Below are 15,484 nucleotides of genomic sequence, written 5' to 3'. Positions count from 1 at the left end.
CAGCCAAACATAACCGAGTCTCAATTGGTGTCTTTATAGAGGCAGGTCATTGGGACAATAGTCAGCAGTAGTTGTTCTGGCTCTGTCGAAGTAGGACAATTGCCGGCTTCACGTCACCATCAGCGACTTTGAATGGCCTTCCTTGCACTCGGTATTAACCACAAGACTGCTTCAGTAGACGTCCGCGAGCGCGTGGCCTTTACCCCTGAGCAGCTGGTGGAGGCCTTGCAGCAGCTCTGCCGACTTACCGACAGCCGCGAAGCAGCGATCCTCTCCACCTGCAATCGCAGTGAACTCTATATAGAACAGGATCACCTTTCGGCTGACGTTATTTTGCGCTGGCTGGCCGACTATCACCATTTGAGCCTCGAAGAGCTGCGCGCGAGTGCTTATGTGCACGAAGATGATGCGGCAGTTCGTCACATGATGCGGGTGGCCTCCGGGCTCGATTCGCTGGTGTTGGGCGAACCGCAGATTCTCGGTCAGATGAAATCGGCCTACGCCGTGGCCCGCGAGGCCGGCACTATCGGTCCGTTGCTCGGGCGGCTGTTTCAGGCCACGTTCAACGCGGCCAAACAGGTGCGCACCGACACTGCCATCGGCGAGAACCCGGTGTCCGTGGCGTTTGCCGCGGTCAGTCTGGCGAAACAGATTTTCAGCGACCTGCAACGCAGCCAGGCCTTGCTGATCGGCGCCGGCGAAACCATCACCCTGGTCGCCCGCCATCTGCACGAGTTGGGTGTAAAGCGCATCGTCGTCGCCAACCGCACCCTGGAACGCGCGAGTATTCTGGCCGAGCAGTTCGGCGCCCACGCGGTGTTGCTCTCGGAAATCCCGGCCGAACTGGTGCGCAGCGACATCGTTATCAGTTCCACCGCCAGCCAGTTGCCGATCCTGGGCAAGGGCGCGGTGGAAAGCGCCTTGAAACTGCGCAAGCACAAGCCGATCTTCATGGTAGACATCGCCGTCCCCCGGGATATCGAGCCGGAAGTCGGCGAACTGGACGACGTTTACCTTTATAGCGTCGACGATCTCCACGAAGTGGTCGCCGAGAACCTCAAGAGCCGCCAGGGCGCAGCCCAGGCGGCGGAGGAGATGGTCTCGATCGGTGCCGAAGATTTCATGGTCCGCCTGCGTGAACTGGCGGCGGTGGATGTGCTCAAGGCCTATCGCCAACAAAGCGAGCGCATGCGCGACGAAGAATTGCAGAAGGCCCAACGCATGCTGGCCAACGGCAGCAGCGCCGAAGACGTGCTGGTGCAACTGGCGCGCGGCCTGACCAACAAACTCTTGCACGCACCGAGCGTGCAATTGAAAAAGCTCTCTGCCGAAGGCCGCCTCGATGCGCTGGCCATGGCCCAGGAACTCTTTGCCCTGAATGAGGGCTCATCGGATAGCTTTTCGGATAAAAAACCGCAATGAAAGCGTCACTGCTCAATAAGCTGGACATCCTCCAGGACCGTTTCGAGGAATTGACCGCCTTGCTTGGCGACGGCGAAGTCATTTCCGATCAGAACAAATTCCGCACCTATTCCAAGGAATACGCGGAAGTCGAACCGATTGTCGAAACCTATAAACAGTTGCTCAAAGTACAAAGCGATCTCGAAGGCGCTCAGGCGCTGCTCAAGGACAGCGACCCGGACATGCGCGAAATGGCCGTGGAAGAAGTCCGCGAAGCCAAAGAGCAATTGATCGAAATCGAAGCCAGCCTGCAACGCATGCTGCTGCCCAAGGATCCGAACGATGGGCGCAACGTGTTCCTCGAAATCCGCGCCGGCACCGGCGGTGACGAGGCGGCGATTTTCTCCGGCGACCTGTTCCGCATGTATTCGCGTTACGCCGAGCGTCGCGGCTGGCGGGTGGAAATCCTCTCGGAGAACATCGGTGAACACGGCGGCTTTAAAGAAGTCATCGCCCGCGTCGAAGGCGACAGCGTCTACGGCAAGCTGAAATTCGAATCCGGCGCCCACCGCGTACAACGGGTTCCCGCTACCGAATCCCAGGGTCGCATCCACACCTCGGCCTGCACCGTAGCCGTATTACCCGAGCCGGACGAGCAGGAAGCAATCGAGATCAACCCATCGGATTTGCGCATCGATACCTACAAATCCTCCGGTGCCGGTGGTCAGCACGTTAACAAAACGGACTCGGCGATCCGCATCACGCACTTGCCGTCCGGTATTGTCGTCGAGTGCCAGGAGGAACGTTCCCAGCACAAGAACCGCGCCCGGGCGATGTCCTGGCTGTCGGCCAAGCTCAACGATCAACAGACCAGCGCCGCCGCGAACGCTATCGCAAGCGAGCGTAAATTACTGGTCGGTTCGGGCGATCGCTCGGAGCGGATCCGCACGTATAACTTTGCCCAGGGTCGGGTTACCGACCATCGGGTCAACCTGACGTTGTATTCCCTCGACGAAATCCTCGCGGGTGGCGTCGATGCGGTGATCGAGCCGTTGCTGGCCGAATACCAGGCCGACCAACTGGCAGCGATAGGTGAGTAAATGACGATCATTGCCAGTTTGTTACGCGCCGCCGACCTGCCAGATTCGCCCACCGCGCGCCTGGATGCCGAATTGTTGCTGGCCGCTGCGTTGGGCAAGTCCCGCAGTTTTCTGCACACCTGGCCCGAGCGCATCGTTCCGAGCGAAGCGGCGCTTAAATTTGCCGAGTATTTGCAGCGCCGCCGTGGCGGTGAGCCAGTGGCTTACATCCTCGGTCAGCAAGGTTTCTGGAAACTTGATCTGGAAGTTGCGCCGCATACGCTGATCCCGCGCCCGGACACCGAACTGCTGGTGGAGACCGCGCTGGAACTGCTGCCGGCCACACCTGCCACGGTACTCGACCTCGGCACTGGCAGCGGCGCCATTGCCCTGGCCCTGGCCAGCGAGCGTCCGGCCTGGAAGGTTACCGCCGTGGATCGCGTGCTCGAAGCCGTGGCCTTGGCCGAGCGCAATCGCCAGCGCTTGCACCTGAATAACGCCACCGTACTGAGCAGTCATTGGTTCAGTGCGCTGGAAGGTCAGCGTTTTCAGCTGATCATCAGCAACCCGCCTTACATCGCCTCCGCCGACCCTCATCTGGTGGAAGGCGACGTGCGCTTCGAACCGGCCAGTGCCTTGGTGGCTGGCGTCGATGGGCTCGACGATCTGCGTCTGATCGTCGCCCAGGCGCCGGATTATCTGGCTGCGGGCGGTTGGCTGATGCTTGAACACGGTTACGATCAAGCCACTGCGGTACGCGATTTGCTGCTGACTCGCGGTTTTGAAGAAGTCCACAGCCGCACCGATCTGGGCGGTCACGAACGTATCAGCCTGGGGCGCCTGCCGTGCTGAATGATCGGGAATTGTTGCGCTACAGTCGGCAGATTCTGTTGCAGCACGTCGACATCGACGGCCAGTTGCGACTGAAAGAAAGCCGCGTGTTGATCGTCGGTCTCGGCGGCCTCGGCTCACCGGTTGCGCTGTATCTGGCAGCCGCCGGCGTCGGTGAGTTGCATTTGGCGGATTTCGACACGGTCGACCTGACCAACCTGCAACGCCAGATCGTTCACGACACCGACAGCGTCGGGCTGAGTAAGGTCGATTCGGCTATTCGCCGACTGACTGCAATCAATCCCGAGATTCAGTTGATCGCCCATCGCACCGCGCTGGACGAAGACTCCCTGGCCGCCGCCGTGGCTGCGGTGGATCTGGTGCTGGACTGTTCCGACAATTTCTCCACCCGCGAAGCGGTCAACGCTGCGTGTGTCGCCGCCGGCAAACCGCTGGTCAGTGGAGCTGCGATTCGGCTGGAAGGGCAGTTGTCGGTGTTTGACCCGCGTCGCCCGGAGAGTCCGTGCTACCACTGTTTATATGGTCACGGCAGCGAAGCCGAACTGACCTGCAGCGAAGCCGGCGTGGTAGGGCCTTTGGTTGGCCTGGTTGGCAGCCTTCAGGCGCTGGAAGCCATGAAGTTGCTGGTGGGTTTTGGCGAACCGCTGGTGGGGCGTCTGTTGTTGATCGATGCCTTGGGCTCGCGCTTTCGCGAATTGCGGGTCAAGCGTGATCCGGGCTGCAGCGTCTGTGGTTCGAAGCATGCGTGAAGCGCCGATTGGCGTGTTCGACTCCGGCGTCGGTGGGCTTTCGGTGCTGGCCGAGATCCAGCGTTTGCTACCCAACGAGTCACTGTTGTACGTAGCCGATTGCGGGAATATTCCCTACGGCGAGAAAACCCCGGAGTTCATCCGTCATCGTTGCAGCGTGATGGCCGGTTTTTTTCAGCAGCAGGGCGCCAAGGCCTTGGTGCTGGCTTGCAACACGGCGACTGTCGCTGGCGTTGCAGACTTGCGGCGTGATTATCCCGAGTGGCCCATCGTCGGAATGGAGCCAGCGGTCAAACCGGCCGCTGCCGCCACCCGCAGCGGTGTGGTCGGTGTGCTCGCCACCACCGGCACCTTGCAGAGTGCCAAGTTCGCCGCGTTGCTCGACCGATTCGCCACCGATGTGCAAGTCATCACCCAGCCGTGCCCCGGCCTGGTGGAGCTGATTGAAAGCGGCGATTTGCACAGCGAGGCATTGCGCCAGTTGCTTGCCAGGTATGTCGAACCGCTGCTCGGCGCCGGGTGCGACACGATAATTCTTGGCTGCACGCATTACCCCTTCCTAAAGCCGTTGCTTAAGCAGATGATCCCCGATGACATCAGCCTGATCGACACCGGCGCCGCTGTAGCGCGGCAACTTCAGCGTCTGTTGGCCGAGCGTGAATTGCTCGCCCAAGGGCCTGCACGTGCTGCGCAGTTCTGGACGAGTGCCGATCCGGAGCATTTCAGAAATATCTTGCCGATACTGTGGAATACTGCTGGCGTTGTGCGAAGCTTCAAGGAGTAAACAATACTCGGGGCAAGCGAGTAATTGGGGTGAGCGTCTAATTAAACGTGGACGTCTGTAGCGTTAAGCAACAAAAAAACTATACGAAATCGTTCGGAAAGGATGTTTCTAATGAAGCGACTATTCTGCTTGGCCGCGATTGCGGCCGCACTGATGGGGCACAGTTTTACCGCGCAGGCGGCAGGCGTGGAGTTCGCGGTCGGCCAGACTAGCGAGTCGACCATGACCTATCGACTGGGCATGCAATTCGATTGGGACAAGAGCTGGTTGCAGAGTGATATCGGTCGTTTGACCGGTTACTGGAGCGGTGGTTACACCTATTGGGAAGGCGACAAGACCTCCAGCAACCACAGCCTGTCGTTCGCGCCGGTGCTGGTTTATGAGTTTGCCGGGCAGACCGTCAAACCCTACCTGGAGTTGGGGGTTGGTGTAGCGGTTTTCGCCAATACCGAAGTCGAAAACAACCAACTCGGCAATGCCTTTCAGTTTGAAGATCGCTTCGGTTTTGGTCTGCGTTTCGCAGGCGGGCATGAAGTCGGTATTCGAGCGACGCACTATTCCAATGCCGGAATCAGCAGCCAGAACGATGGTGTAGAAAGTTACGCACTGCATTACACGATGCCGTTGTAAGCCTGGACTCGGTCAATGTGGGATCGCCGCACCGTCGCTCCTACATTTGATTTTGGGTGCCTTCTTGTTCACCGATACGCCGTGGTAATCCCTTGGCGTTCGTCGATGCATTCCGGTGCGCCCATCTCGAACTCCCGGCAGATCAGCGGGCGTTTTTCATAGATGGTGCACATCATCGTGTTGCGATCCAGCGCGGCGCACCAGCCGTCATCCAGGCGCAGCATGACTTCCCCACCCCAGTCATCGGTATCGATAAAACGTTCGGGCACGCCTGTGTCCGTGATCAGCATGACTTCGAGCTGACAGCAGCAGGCTGCGCAGGTCGAACATGTGACCGCAGGCTCGGCGATTTGCGTATGGGGAATGGTTTTCATGGCGCCCAGTGTAAGGCAGTGGGCCGGTGCTGTGTGAAAGGCCTGACGGACGCTTGGTCGACGGGCGCGACCACCCCCGAGATGCCACTCCCGGCAATGGTGATTTCAGGGCAGGTCCTTGATCGGCGGATTGCTGCGCACCATGCGTTTGCCGATTGTCAGTTTCCCCCGGTTGGGTACTTTCGACAGTGGCCAGAGGTCGGCCATGAACAACGCCGGAAAGGCTAATTCCATCGGTCGATTCTTGAGTTCGGCGAAGATGTAGCGTGCTGACTTGTCCACTGGCCAGCTAAGTGGCATGGGGATGTTTTCCACCGCCAGCGGCGTCTCGACAAATCCCGGGCTGACCACGGTGACTTCGATGCCTTCCGGTGCAAGATCTATGCGCAACGATTCAAACAGGTATCGCAGCCCGGGCTTTGAGGCTCCATGGGCCTCGGCCCGCGGCAGCGGCAGGTAGGTGACCGAGCTGGCGACGCCGACCAGATGCGGCGCAATACCGGTGCGTAAAAGGGGGCGGGCGGCTTCGATGCAATAACTGCTGGCAAGCAGGTTGGTGCGCACGACGTGCTCGACGATCGACGAATCGAACTGCTGAACGTCGACGTATTCGCAAGTACCGGCGTTGAGGATCACCGTGTCCAGAGCTCCCCACTCCTCAGCAATTTGCTCGCCGATTTCTCGCACGGTCTGGCTGTTGGTCAGGTCTCCGGCCACCACCAGCACTTGGCCCGGATAACGCTGAGACAAGACTTTGAGTGGTGCCACCGAGCGAGAACTCACCGCAAGATGAGCTCCAGTTTTCAGTATTTCTTCTGCCAGCGACGCACCAATGCCGTTGCTGGCACCCGTCAGCCAGTATCGCCGTGGAGGTGTAAAACTCATCCCATTCTCCTTTCAGCCAGTCAATCGCCCGGCATGTTGTCGTGATGGCAGGTTCTTGAACGCGGCCAGCGCCCGTTGGCGAGAGCTGCTCAGATTGACGATCGGCGACGGATAATCCGCCACGCCGAACAGGCCGCCGAGGTTCGCCGGGTTATGCACATCCTTCTTGTTCAACCTGGCCAGTTCCGGCAGCCAGTGCTTGATGAACAGCCCTTCACTGTCGAATTTCTCCGACTGGCTCAGTGGATTGAAAATCCGGAAGTAGGGCGCCGAATCGGTGCCAGTGGACGAGCTCCACTGCCAGCCACCGTTGTTCGCCGCCAGGTCGCCATCGATCAGATGACGCATGAAAAAACGCTCGCCTTCACGCCAGTCGATCAGCAGGTTCTTGGTCAAGAACATCGCCACCACCATGCGCAGACGGTTGTGCATCCAGCCGGTTTCAAGCAATTGGCGCATGGCCGCGTCGATAATCGGCAGACCGGTACGGGCCTCTTGCCAGGCCAGGAGTTCATCTGGGGCATCGCGCCAGGCGAGGGCTTCGGTTTCTGGGCGGAAGGCGCGATGACGCGAAACACGTGGGTAACCCACCAGAATGTGTTTGTAGAACTCGCGCCACAGCAATTCGTTGATCCAGGTGACGGCGCCGACTTTGCCACTTTCGAACTCGCCCTGATTGCTTTGCAGGGCGGCATGCAAGCATTGGCGGGGGGAAATCACCCCGGCGGCGAGGTAGGCCGAGAGTTGACTGGTGCCGGGTTTGGCCGGGAAGTCGCGTTCGTTTTTGTAGTCGTCGATCTGGGCATCGGCGAAGGTGTCGAGGCGGCGGTGGGCTTCGGCTTCACCGGCAGGCCAAAGACTGCGCAAGCTGTCGCTGGGCGTTGCGAAGCCTTCAACGTTTGATGGGATCTTGTCGTTGCCGATCGTCAGCGGCGTCTGCATGGCGGGTGCTGAGATTCGCTTCGGTAGTGACCCGCGCAGGCGGTCGTAACACGCCTTGCGGAACTGGCTGAACACCTGAAAGTAAGTGCCCGTTTTGGTCAGTACGGTGCCCGGTTTTAACAGCAGTTGATCAAGGTAGCTAAAAAAGTCGATGGCATTGGCGTTCAGCGTTTCGGCCACGGCTGCGTCACGACGACTTTCATGAATGCCGTACTCCTCGTTGACGTGCACCGCATCAATCTTCAACTGTTGGCAAAGATCGAGCAGCACCTTGGGTGCTTCATCCCAGCGAGATGCCTTGCGGATCAACAAGGGAATGTTCAGTTCGCCCAACGTGCGGCTTAACTCGTTCAGGTTGCGCAGCCAGAAATCCACTTTGCACGGCGCGTCATCGTGTTCCAGCCATTGCTCCGGGCTCAGCAGATACACCGCCACAGTCGGGCCCCGGGCTGCGGCGGCCGAGAGGGCGGTGTTGTCCTGTAGGCGCAAGTCGCTGCGCAGCCAGATCAATTGCAGGGGGGTGTCCATACGATTCATTAAAAATTCGCCATTAAATAAGCCCACGCTGAACCAGGCCCTGGTGTGCCGCTAACGGATCTTCAGCCAGGAACAAGTCAGTAATCTTGAACGTTCGTGTGGACAACTCGGCGTGGTGGATACACACCGTGGGTCCGGCAATCATTTTTGGGCAACTGATACCATTCAAAAGTTTCGGCAGCTGCGAAAGGGTTATGGCTTTGCTGGAATACAGCAGTACGCCGCGGGCTTGCAGGTGATCGACCGCCAGCGCGAGTTCGCCGGCGGGGAGTGGCCAGTCGAACACTTCCACCGGGCAATCGGCGCTGCTGATCAACCAGGCGGTCAGCCACAGGTGAGGTTCCAGTGGCAGGTCCGATTGATTGATCAACAACAGTGGCGCGGTGCGTAACTGACGGTTGTTATGGTAGATGCGTGCGCCAAATTTGCTGCGTAACCAGGAGTAAAAAAACACCCGCTCCATCTGCGCGCCGAACTGTCCTTGCCAGCGTTGCTCCAGTTCAGCCAGCAGCGGCATCAGTAGTTGTGCGCACAAGGTCCGTGGTGGATACAGCGCCATGGCCTGATTGACGGTGTCATCGACGGTGCGTTCGTTCAGTTGAGTGACCGCTTGCAGCAGCGTATGGCGCAGCACTTGCCAATCGTTTTCGACGGATTCGGTAAAAACCTGGGGTGTGTCGAGCAGTTGCTTGACCTGGCTGACGGCCACGCCGCGGTTGAGCCAGGTGAGGATCGTCAGGATACGTTGAACGTGTTCGGCAGAGAACAGCCGATGACCCTTGGGCGTGCGTTGCGGCACGATCAGGCCATAACGACGCTCCCAGGCCCGCAGGGTGACAGCGTTGACGCCGGTCTGCCGTGCGACCTCACGGATCGGCAACCAGCCTTCGTCGAGTGCTTTCTTGAAGTCGGCGCCGAGGTCTTCGCTGGCGCTGGTGTCGAGTGGGCTTTTCATTGGATTGTCATTAGATCGCGTTTCGCAGACTGAGATTTTCCGGATGCGGTTGCAGGTAAACCTGTTGCGCAATGTACGGGTCCGGGTGTTGACGGAAGTAGTGTTTGAGCAGCGTCAACGGCACCACCAGCGGCACGATACCGAGGCGGTACTGGCCGATGACGTGCTGCACTTCCTGTTTGTCTTCAGGGCTGATCGTCTGTTTGAGATAGCCACTGATGTGTTGCAGGACGTTGGTGTGGGTGCGGCGTGTGGCGCATTTTTTCAAAGCCGCCATCAGCTCGCTGAAATAGCGTGGGCCGAGTTCGTTTGGGTCGGTCTGGCCCATGTTGCCCAGCAGGTTGCCCAGGGTTTTGTATTGCACCGGGTTGTGGGCCATCAACAGGTATTTGTAGCGCGAGTGAAAGTCTGTGAGGCTGCGGCGAGTGAGGCCTTCGCGCAGCAACTGCTGCCAGGCACTGTAGGCGAACACGCGGGTGAGGAAGTTTTCTCTCAGCACCGGGTCGTTGAGTCGGCCGTCTTCCTCCACCGGTAAATCCGGATGCAGCGCGCAGAAAGCCTGGGCGTAGATGCCACGGCCACCACCGTCCACCGGCGCGCCGTTGGCGTGGTAGACCTTGACCCGATCCAGGCCGCATGACGGGGATTTCTGCATGAAGATGTAGCCGCAGATGTCGCCCAGTTCCGCAGCCATTTTCTGACCATACTCGGCGAGCGGCCGGGTGACATTGAGTGTTGGGTTAACGGTGCCGACGGCTTCGGGATGTTCGGGATCGCCAACCAGGCGGATCGGTTCCCGAGGAATGCCGAGGCCGATGGCGACTTCGGGGCAAACCGGGAAAAAATCGAAATAGTCAGTAAGGGTACGACTGCACAGCCGCGATTCCTTGTGCCCGCCGTTGTAACGCACTTCTGCGCCCATCAGGCAGGCGCTGATGGCGATCTTCGGTTTCACGGTGACGTGGAGCATCGGAGCACCTCGAATCTAAACCTGTACAGACTGTTCGCTCTGTACAACATAACCTCATCATAGATTCAAAGGTGTACAAGTCAAATTTTTTGTATAGGTTTTACCGTCGGCCTCCTACCGGACCGATGCGGTTCACTGCAGATGCGCATGCAAGCGGCGGGCGGCTTCCTGGCCGCTGAGCCAGGCGCCTTCGACACGACCGGACAAGCACCAGTCGCCACACACATACAACCCTAGATCGGCATCGGCCAAGGCTCCCCATTCATGGCTGTTGGCGGGGCGGGCGTAGAGCCAGCGGTGGGCGAGGCTGAAGGTCGGGGCGGGCATGGCGCTGTGCAGCAGCTCGGCAAATGCGCCGTGCAATTGCTCGATCACGGCTTCTTTGGACAGGTCGATATGTTGCCGGCTCCAGGCGCTAGTGGCGTGCAGGACCCAAGTGTCCAGCGTGTTGTCACGCCCTGGTTTGCTGCGGTTGCGAGCCAGCCAGTCGAGCGGACTGTCCTGTACGAAGCAGCCTTCCATGGGCGTATCCAGCGGTGTCTCGAATGCCAGCGCGACAGCCCAGGTCGGGTCCATTTTCACCCCGGCGGCGGCACCGGCGAGTTTCGGCGCGGAGGCCAGCAGTGCAGTCGCCTGAGGCGCTGGCGTGGCGATAATCACATGACTGAACGGGCCGTGGGTGAAGCCTTCCGCGTCCTGCAGATGCCAGTGCTCTTCGCCGCGATAAACCTCGGTAATGCGGCAGGCGAAATGCACTTCCAGGTCGCCGAGCAGGCCGCGGGTGATGGCGCTCATGCGCGGCGTGCCGACCCAGCGCGTCTGTTCGTCCGGCGACAGGTTGAGCTGGCCACCATGGTAGGTGTAGAGCTGCGGCATCCATTCAGCGACCCAGCCGTTGCCTTGCCAGCGCTGGACTTCAGTGACGAAGCGGCGATCGCGGGCAGTGAAATATTGCGCGCCCATGTCCAGAGCCCCCGCATCGCTGCGCTTGCTCGACATACGTCCGCCACTGCCGCGGCTTTTATCGAAAAGTTGAACGACATGCCCGACCTCTGTCAGGGCTTGGGCGGCGGAGAGCCCGGCGATGCCGGTGCCGATGATTGCGATAGGTACAGTCATAGGGGCCTCGTTTACCTTTCTGTACAGACTACGCTGTGGTTTAAACCTGTACAATATTGTTTTTTGGTATAACTTTTAGCATTCTCGTTCTGACAGCTTGGCCTATTGTTAAACACAGAGCCTGCCCGATACCAAAGATCCCTGCTTATAAAAATAGACTAGTGATCAGGGTTAAACGCCACGCGAGGAAGAAGTCATGCACATATTGCTGACCGGCGGTACTGGTTTGATAGGACGTCAGCTCTGCGCACGCTGGTTGAGTCAGGGGCATCGCCTGACGGTCTGGAGTCGCAAGCCTGGAAAAGTCGCGAAAATCTGCGGTGCCCAAGTGCGCGGAGTGGCCCGCCTCGAGGAAATCGGCCAAGAACAGGTGGATGCGATTATCAATCTGGCAGGCGCACCGATTGCCGATCGGCCTTGGACAACCCGACGCAAAGCGCTGTTGTGGAGCAGTCGCATCACCCTGACTGAAACCCTGCTGGCCTGGCTCGAAACCCGTGAACAAAAACCGCAGGTGTTGATTTCGGGGTCTGCGGTCGGTTGGTACGGTGACGGGGGGGAGCGGGAATTGACCGAGAAATCTCCACCGGTCATCGATGATTTCGCCAGTCAGTTGTGCATCGCCTGGGAAGAAACCGCCCAGCGTGCCGAAGGCTTGGGCATTCGCGTGATCTTCATTCGCACCGGGCTGGTGTTGTCGGCAGAGGGCGGCTTTTTGTCGCGGCTGTTGCTGCCATTCAAAGTGGGGCTGGGCGGGCCTATCGGCAGTGGTCGGCAGTGGATGCCATGGATTCATATCAACGATCAAATCGCCCTGATTGATTTTCTTCTGCATCAGGAAAACGCCAGTGGTCCTTATAATGCCTGCGCGCCAAAACCGGTGCGCAACCGAGAGTTTGCCAAGACGTTGGGCAGCGTACTGCACCGCCCGACGTTCATGCCCATGCCGGCCCTGGCGTTAAGGGTGTGTCTGGGCGAATTGTCATTGCTGTTGCTGGGCGGCCAGAAGGCCGCACCGGCTCGCTTGCTGGAAGCGGGTTTCACTTTCCAATTCACTGACTTGCGCGCGGCTCTGGACGATCTGTCCAGCCGCCTTTGAAATAGGACGTTGCATGACCGATCACGCATTGCTTCTGGTCAACCTGGGCTCACCGGCCTCCACCTCGGTGGCGGATGTGCGCAGTTACCTCAATCAATTTCTGATGGACCCGTATGTGATCGACCTGCCATGGCCGGTGCGACGTTTGCTGGTGTCGCTGATCCTGTTCAAGCGCCCGGAGCAGTCTGCTCACGCCTATGCCTCGATCTGGTGGAAGGAGGGCTCGCCGTTGGTGGTGCTCAGCCGTCGCCTGCAACAGACCATGACGGCCCAGTGGACCCACGGTCCGGTGGAGCTGGCGATGCGTTACGGTGAACCATCGATCGAGTCGGTGCTGGTGCGCCTGGCGGCCCAGGGTCACAAGAAGGTCACTCTTGCACCGCTCTATCCACAGTTCGCCGACAGCACCGTGACCACGGTGATCGAGGAGGCCAAGCGGGTGGTGCGTGAGAAGCAGCTGGATGTGCAGTTTTCGATTCTCCAGCCGTTCTACGATCAACCGGAGTACCTCGATGCGCTGGTGGCCAGCGTCAAGCCGCATCTGGAGCAAGAGCACGATCACCTGTTGCTAAGCTTTCACGGATTGCCGGAGCGGCACCTGACCAAGATCGACCCTACCGGTCACCATTGCTTCAAAAGCGATAATTGCTGCCTGAACGCTTCACCAGAAGTATTGGCGACCTGCTACCGCGCCCAATGCCTGCGCACGGCGTCCGAGTTTGCCAAGCGGCTGGGGCTGCCGGACGGCAAGTGGTCGGTGTCGTTCCAGTCGCGTTTGGGTCGAGCGAAATGGATCGAACCCTACACCGAAGCGCGCCTCGATGAATTGGCTGGAATGGGCGTGAAGAAGGTACTGGTGATGTGCCCGGCGTTCGTTGCCGATTGCATCGAGACCCTGGAGGAGATCGGTGATCGCGGGCGGGAGCAGTTCCGCGAGGCGGGAGGGGAAGAGTTGGTGCTGGTGCCGTGTCTGAACGACGATCCGCAGTGGGCGCGGGCGTTGAGCACCTTATGCGAACGAGCGCCGATAGCCCTGTAGTCATGATCGTTCCCACGCTCGCGTGGGAACGATCGATTCACTCAGAGCAACGACTCATTCGCCTTTTTGTGCTTCCAGCTGTCATTGCCCGGCAGCAACAGGTTCAGCGCAATCGCCGTCACCGCGCACAGCGCGATGCCTTTGAGGCCGAAGTCGTCCGGCCCTGTGCCGGTGCCAACCAGTACGCCGCCGATCCCGAACACCAGGGTCACCGAGACAATCACCAGGTTGCGCGCTTCGCTCAGGTCGATCTTGTGGCGAATCAGGGTGTTCATGCCCACCGCCGCGATCGAACCGAACAACAGGCACAGAATCCCGCCCATCACCGGCACTGGAATGCTTTGCAGCAGCGCGCCGAACTTGCCGATGAACGCCAGGCTGATGGCGAAAATCGCCGCCCAGGTCATGATCTTCGGGTTGTAGTTCTTGGTCAGCATCACCGCGCCCGTCACTTCGGCATAGGTGGTGTTGGGTGGACCGCCAAACAGGCCGGCTGCGGTGGTGGCAATGCCATCGCCGAGCAGGGTGCGGTGCAGGCCGGGTTTCTTCAGGTAATCGCGACCGGTCACGCTACCGACAGCGATCACGCCGCCGATGTGCTCGATGGCTGGGGCCAGGGCCACCGGAACGATGAACAGAATCGCCTGCCAGTTGAATTCCGGCGCGGTGAAATGCGGGATCGCAAACCACGGTGCAGCAGCAATTTTCGCGGTATCAACGACGCCGAAATAGAACGCCATCGCAAAGCCCACCAGCACGCCCGAGATGATCGGCACCAGGCGGAAGATGCCTTTGCCGAACACCGCGACGATCAGGGTGGTCAGCAGCGCTGGCATCGAGATCAGCATGGCCGTCTGATAATGAATCAGCTCGGTGCCGTCGCCAGCCTTGCCCATCGCCATGTTGGCGGCGATTGGTGCCATGGCCAGGCCGATGGAAATGATCACCGGGCCAATCACCACCGGCGGCAGCAGACGGTCAATGAAACCGGTGCCTTTGATCTTCACGGCAAGGCCGAGGAAGGTGTAGACGAAACCCGCCGCCATGACGCCGCCCATGGTCGCCGCGAGACCGAATTGGCCCTTGGCGAGAATGATCGGGGTGATAAAGGCAAAGCTCGACGCCAGGAACACCGGCACCTGACGCCCGGTGACGATCTGGAACAAAATCGTCCCCAGGCCTGCGGTGAACAGCGCCACGTTCGGGTCGAGGCCGGTAATCAGCGGCATCAACACCAGGGCGCCGAAGGCCACGAACAGCATCTGCGCACCCGACAGCACCGTGCGCCAGAGCGGATCGTTGAACTCTTGCTGCATGCTCAAGCGTCCTTCTGCTTGGTACCGAAGATCTTGTCACCGGCATCGCCCAGGCCTGGAATGATGTAACCGTGTTCGTTGAGTTTTTCGTCAATGGAGGCGGTGTAGATGGTCACGTCCGGGTGAGCCTTCTCAACGGCGGCAATGCCTTCAGGGGCAGCCACCAGCACCATCGCGCGGATATCCCGGCAACCGGCCTTTTTCAGCAGGTCGATGGTAGCGACCATGGAGCTGCCGGTAGCGAGCATCGGGTCGATGATCATCGCCAGGCGTTCGTTGATTTCCGGAACCAGTTTTTCCAGATAGGTGTGGGCCTGCAGGGTTTGTTCGTTGCGGGCCACGCCGACGGCGCTGACTTTGGCGCCCGGGATCAGGCTCAGTACGCCTTCGAGCATACCGATACCGGCGCGCAGGATCGGTACTACAGTAATTTTCTTGCCGGCGATTTTCTCGACCGACACCGTGCCGCACCAGCCTTCGATGTCGTAGCTTTCCAGCGGCAGGTCTTTGGTGGCTTCATAGGTCAGCAGGGCACCGACTTCCTGAGCGAGCTCACGGAAATTCTTCGTGCTGATGTCGGCGCGGCGCATAAGGCCGAGTTTATGGCGGATCAGCGGATGGCGGATCTCGAGGATGGGCATGGGAAAGGCTCCGGCGGCGGGCAAAAAAACCGGCCTAGATTAATCTATCCGAGGGTGTTGTCCTATAGACATGAAGTACGTTAGTCCACAAACGCTTGATCTGGCCGAGCGG

The 15,484-nt window shown here is 59.6% G+C and carries 16 protein-coding genes; 8 read left to right on the top strand and 8 right to left on the bottom strand.

Annotated features, from left to right (window positions below):
- Positions 1-132 precede the first annotated feature (132 nt).
- The 6 genes from hemA (at position 133) to MO767_RS17130 (ending at position 5,495) form a co-directional block, all read left to right on the top strand.
- The gene (gene hemA / locus MO767_RS17155; protein ID WP_282481460.1) at positions 133-1,422 is read left to right on the top strand and encodes a glutamyl-tRNA reductase; all 1,290 of its coding nucleotides are present in this window, start codon (positions 133-135) and stop codon (positions 1,420-1,422) included.
- On the top strand, positions 1,419-2,501 hold the full coding sequence (gene prfA / locus MO767_RS17150; RefSeq protein WP_282481459.1) for a peptide chain release factor 1: 1,083 nt from the start codon (positions 1,419-1,421) through the stop codon (positions 2,499-2,501). The genes hemA and prfA overlap by 4 nt, the downstream gene beginning before the upstream one ends.
- Positions 2,502-3,332, top strand: a complete 831-nt coding sequence (prmC, locus tag MO767_RS17145; protein WP_282481458.1) for a peptide chain release factor N(5)-glutamine methyltransferase — start codon at positions 2,502-2,504, stop codon at positions 3,330-3,332.
- Complete coding sequence (locus MO767_RS17140; protein WP_282481457.1) at positions 3,326-4,081, top strand: molybdopterin-synthase adenylyltransferase MoeB; 756 nt, start codon at positions 3,326-3,328, stop codon at positions 4,079-4,081. Before prmC ends, MO767_RS17140 begins: the two co-directional genes overlap by 7 nt.
- Positions 4,074-4,865 (top strand): glutamate racemase, encoded by a 792-nt coding sequence (gene murI, locus MO767_RS17135; RefSeq protein ID WP_282481456.1) that lies wholly within the window; start codon positions 4,074-4,076, stop codon positions 4,863-4,865. The genes MO767_RS17140 and murI overlap by 8 nt, the downstream gene beginning before the upstream one ends.
- Before the next feature lie 111 nt (positions 4,866-4,976).
- Positions 4,977-5,495 carry an acyloxyacyl hydrolase gene (locus tag MO767_RS17130; RefSeq protein WP_282481455.1) on the top strand — a complete coding sequence of 173 codons (519 nt, stop codon included), beginning with the start codon at positions 4,977-4,979 and terminating at the stop codon, positions 5,493-5,495.
- 68 nt (positions 5,496-5,563) lie between these two features.
- Here MO767_RS17130 and MO767_RS17125 read toward each other — a convergent pair whose 3' ends face one another.
- From MO767_RS17125 to MO767_RS17100, 6 genes are all read right to left on the bottom strand, one after another.
- A complete protein-coding gene (locus MO767_RS17125; RefSeq protein ID WP_008153413.1) occupies positions 5,564-5,869 on the bottom strand; it encodes a YkgJ family cysteine cluster protein in 306 nt (101 codons plus the stop codon).
- A gap of 105 nt (positions 5,870-5,974) precedes the next feature.
- Positions 5,975-6,754, bottom strand: coding sequence for an SDR family oxidoreductase (locus tag MO767_RS17120; protein ID WP_282481454.1), 780 nt, complete (start codon positions 6,752-6,754; stop codon positions 5,975-5,977).
- Between the two features lie 12 nt (positions 6,755-6,766).
- A complete protein-coding gene (gene phrB, locus MO767_RS17115; RefSeq protein ID WP_282481489.1) occupies positions 6,767-8,212 on the bottom strand; it encodes a deoxyribodipyrimidine photo-lyase in 1,446 nt (481 codons plus the stop codon).
- 34 nt (positions 8,213-8,246) lie between these two features.
- Complete coding sequence (locus tag MO767_RS17110) at positions 8,247-9,188, bottom strand: MerR family transcriptional regulator (protein WP_282481453.1); 942 nt, start codon at positions 9,186-9,188, stop codon at positions 8,247-8,249.
- A 10-nt stretch (positions 9,189-9,198) separates the two neighbouring features.
- Positions 9,199-10,158, bottom strand: a complete 960-nt coding sequence (locus MO767_RS17105) for a DUF523 and DUF1722 domain-containing protein (protein ID WP_282481452.1) — start codon at positions 10,156-10,158, stop codon at positions 9,199-9,201.
- 132 nt (positions 10,159-10,290) lie between these two features.
- Positions 10,291-11,277 (bottom strand): NAD(P)/FAD-dependent oxidoreductase, encoded by a 987-nt coding sequence (locus tag MO767_RS17100; RefSeq protein ID WP_282481451.1) that lies wholly within the window; start codon positions 11,275-11,277, stop codon positions 10,291-10,293.
- 196 nt (positions 11,278-11,473) lie between these two features.
- Here MO767_RS17100 and MO767_RS17095 point away from each other — a divergent pair, with 196 nt between their 5' ends.
- Together MO767_RS17095 and hemH are read left to right on the top strand one after the other, a co-directional pair.
- Positions 11,474-12,376, top strand: coding sequence for a TIGR01777 family oxidoreductase (locus MO767_RS17095; protein WP_282481450.1), 903 nt, complete (start codon positions 11,474-11,476; stop codon positions 12,374-12,376).
- A 13-nt stretch (positions 12,377-12,389) separates the two neighbouring features.
- On the top strand, positions 12,390-13,415 hold the full coding sequence (gene hemH / locus MO767_RS17090; protein ID WP_282481449.1) for a ferrochelatase: 1,026 nt from the start codon (positions 12,390-12,392) through the stop codon (positions 13,413-13,415).
- A 41-nt stretch (positions 13,416-13,456) separates the two neighbouring features.
- Here the strand turns inward: hemH and MO767_RS17085 are convergent, their stop codons facing one another.
- Positions 13,457-14,731, bottom strand: a complete 1,275-nt coding sequence (locus MO767_RS17085; protein ID WP_282481448.1) for a uracil-xanthine permease family protein — start codon at positions 14,729-14,731, stop codon at positions 13,457-13,459.
- 2 nt (positions 14,732-14,733) lie between these two features.
- Complete coding sequence (gene upp, locus MO767_RS17080; RefSeq protein WP_008025893.1) at positions 14,734-15,372, bottom strand: uracil phosphoribosyltransferase; 639 nt, start codon at positions 15,370-15,372, stop codon at positions 14,734-14,736.
- Positions 15,373-15,484: the final 112 nt, after the last annotated feature.

It is taken from the genome of Pseudomonas sp. UYIF39, assembly GCF_029963765.1.
Classification (GTDB): domain Bacteria; phylum Pseudomonadota; class Gammaproteobacteria; order Pseudomonadales; family Pseudomonadaceae; genus Aquipseudomonas.
The sequence above is the reverse complement of the archived record's forward strand: the minus strand, read 5'-3'. Positions and strand labels throughout refer to the sequence as shown.

Excerpts from the sequence above, each read along its gene's own strand:
- hemA (WP_282481460.1), top strand. The coding sequence starts at position 133 with ATGGCCTTCCTTGCACTCGGTATTAACCACAAGACTGCTTCAGTAGAC.
- prfA (WP_282481459.1), top strand. The coding sequence starts at position 1,419 with ATGAAAGCGTCACTGCTCAATAAGCTGGACATCCTCCAGGACCGTTTC.
- prmC (WP_282481458.1), top strand. The coding sequence starts at position 2,502 with ATGACGATCATTGCCAGTTTGTTACGCGCCGCCGACCTGCCAGATTCG.
- murI (WP_282481456.1), top strand. The coding sequence starts at position 4,074 with ATGCGTGAAGCGCCGATTGGCGTGTTCGACTCCGGCGTCGGTGGGCTT.
- MO767_RS17130 (WP_282481455.1), top strand. The coding sequence starts at position 4,977 with ATGAAGCGACTATTCTGCTTGGCCGCGATTGCGGCCGCACTGATGGGG.
- MO767_RS17125 (WP_008153413.1), bottom strand. The coding sequence starts at position 5,869 with ATGAAAACCATTCCCCATACGCAAATCGCCGAGCCTGCGGTCACATGT.
- MO767_RS17120 (WP_282481454.1), bottom strand. The coding sequence starts at position 6,754 with ATGAGTTTTACACCTCCACGGCGATACTGGCTGACGGGTGCCAGCAAC.
- MO767_RS17110 (WP_282481453.1), bottom strand. The coding sequence starts at position 9,188 with ATGAAAAGCCCACTCGACACCAGCGCCAGCGAAGACCTCGGCGCCGAC.
- MO767_RS17105 (WP_282481452.1), bottom strand. The coding sequence starts at position 10,158 with ATGCTCCACGTCACCGTGAAACCGAAGATCGCCATCAGCGCCTGCCTG.
- MO767_RS17100 (WP_282481451.1), bottom strand. The coding sequence starts at position 11,277 with ATGACTGTACCTATCGCAATCATCGGCACCGGCATCGCCGGGCTCTCC.
- MO767_RS17095 (WP_282481450.1), top strand. The coding sequence starts at position 11,474 with ATGCACATATTGCTGACCGGCGGTACTGGTTTGATAGGACGTCAGCTC.
- hemH (WP_282481449.1), top strand. The coding sequence starts at position 12,390 with ATGACCGATCACGCATTGCTTCTGGTCAACCTGGGCTCACCGGCCTCC.
- MO767_RS17085 (WP_282481448.1), bottom strand. The coding sequence starts at position 14,731 with ATGCAGCAAGAGTTCAACGATCCGCTCTGGCGCACGGTGCTGTCGGGT.
- upp (WP_008025893.1), bottom strand. The coding sequence starts at position 15,372 with ATGCCCATCCTCGAGATCCGCCATCCGCTGATCCGCCATAAACTCGGC.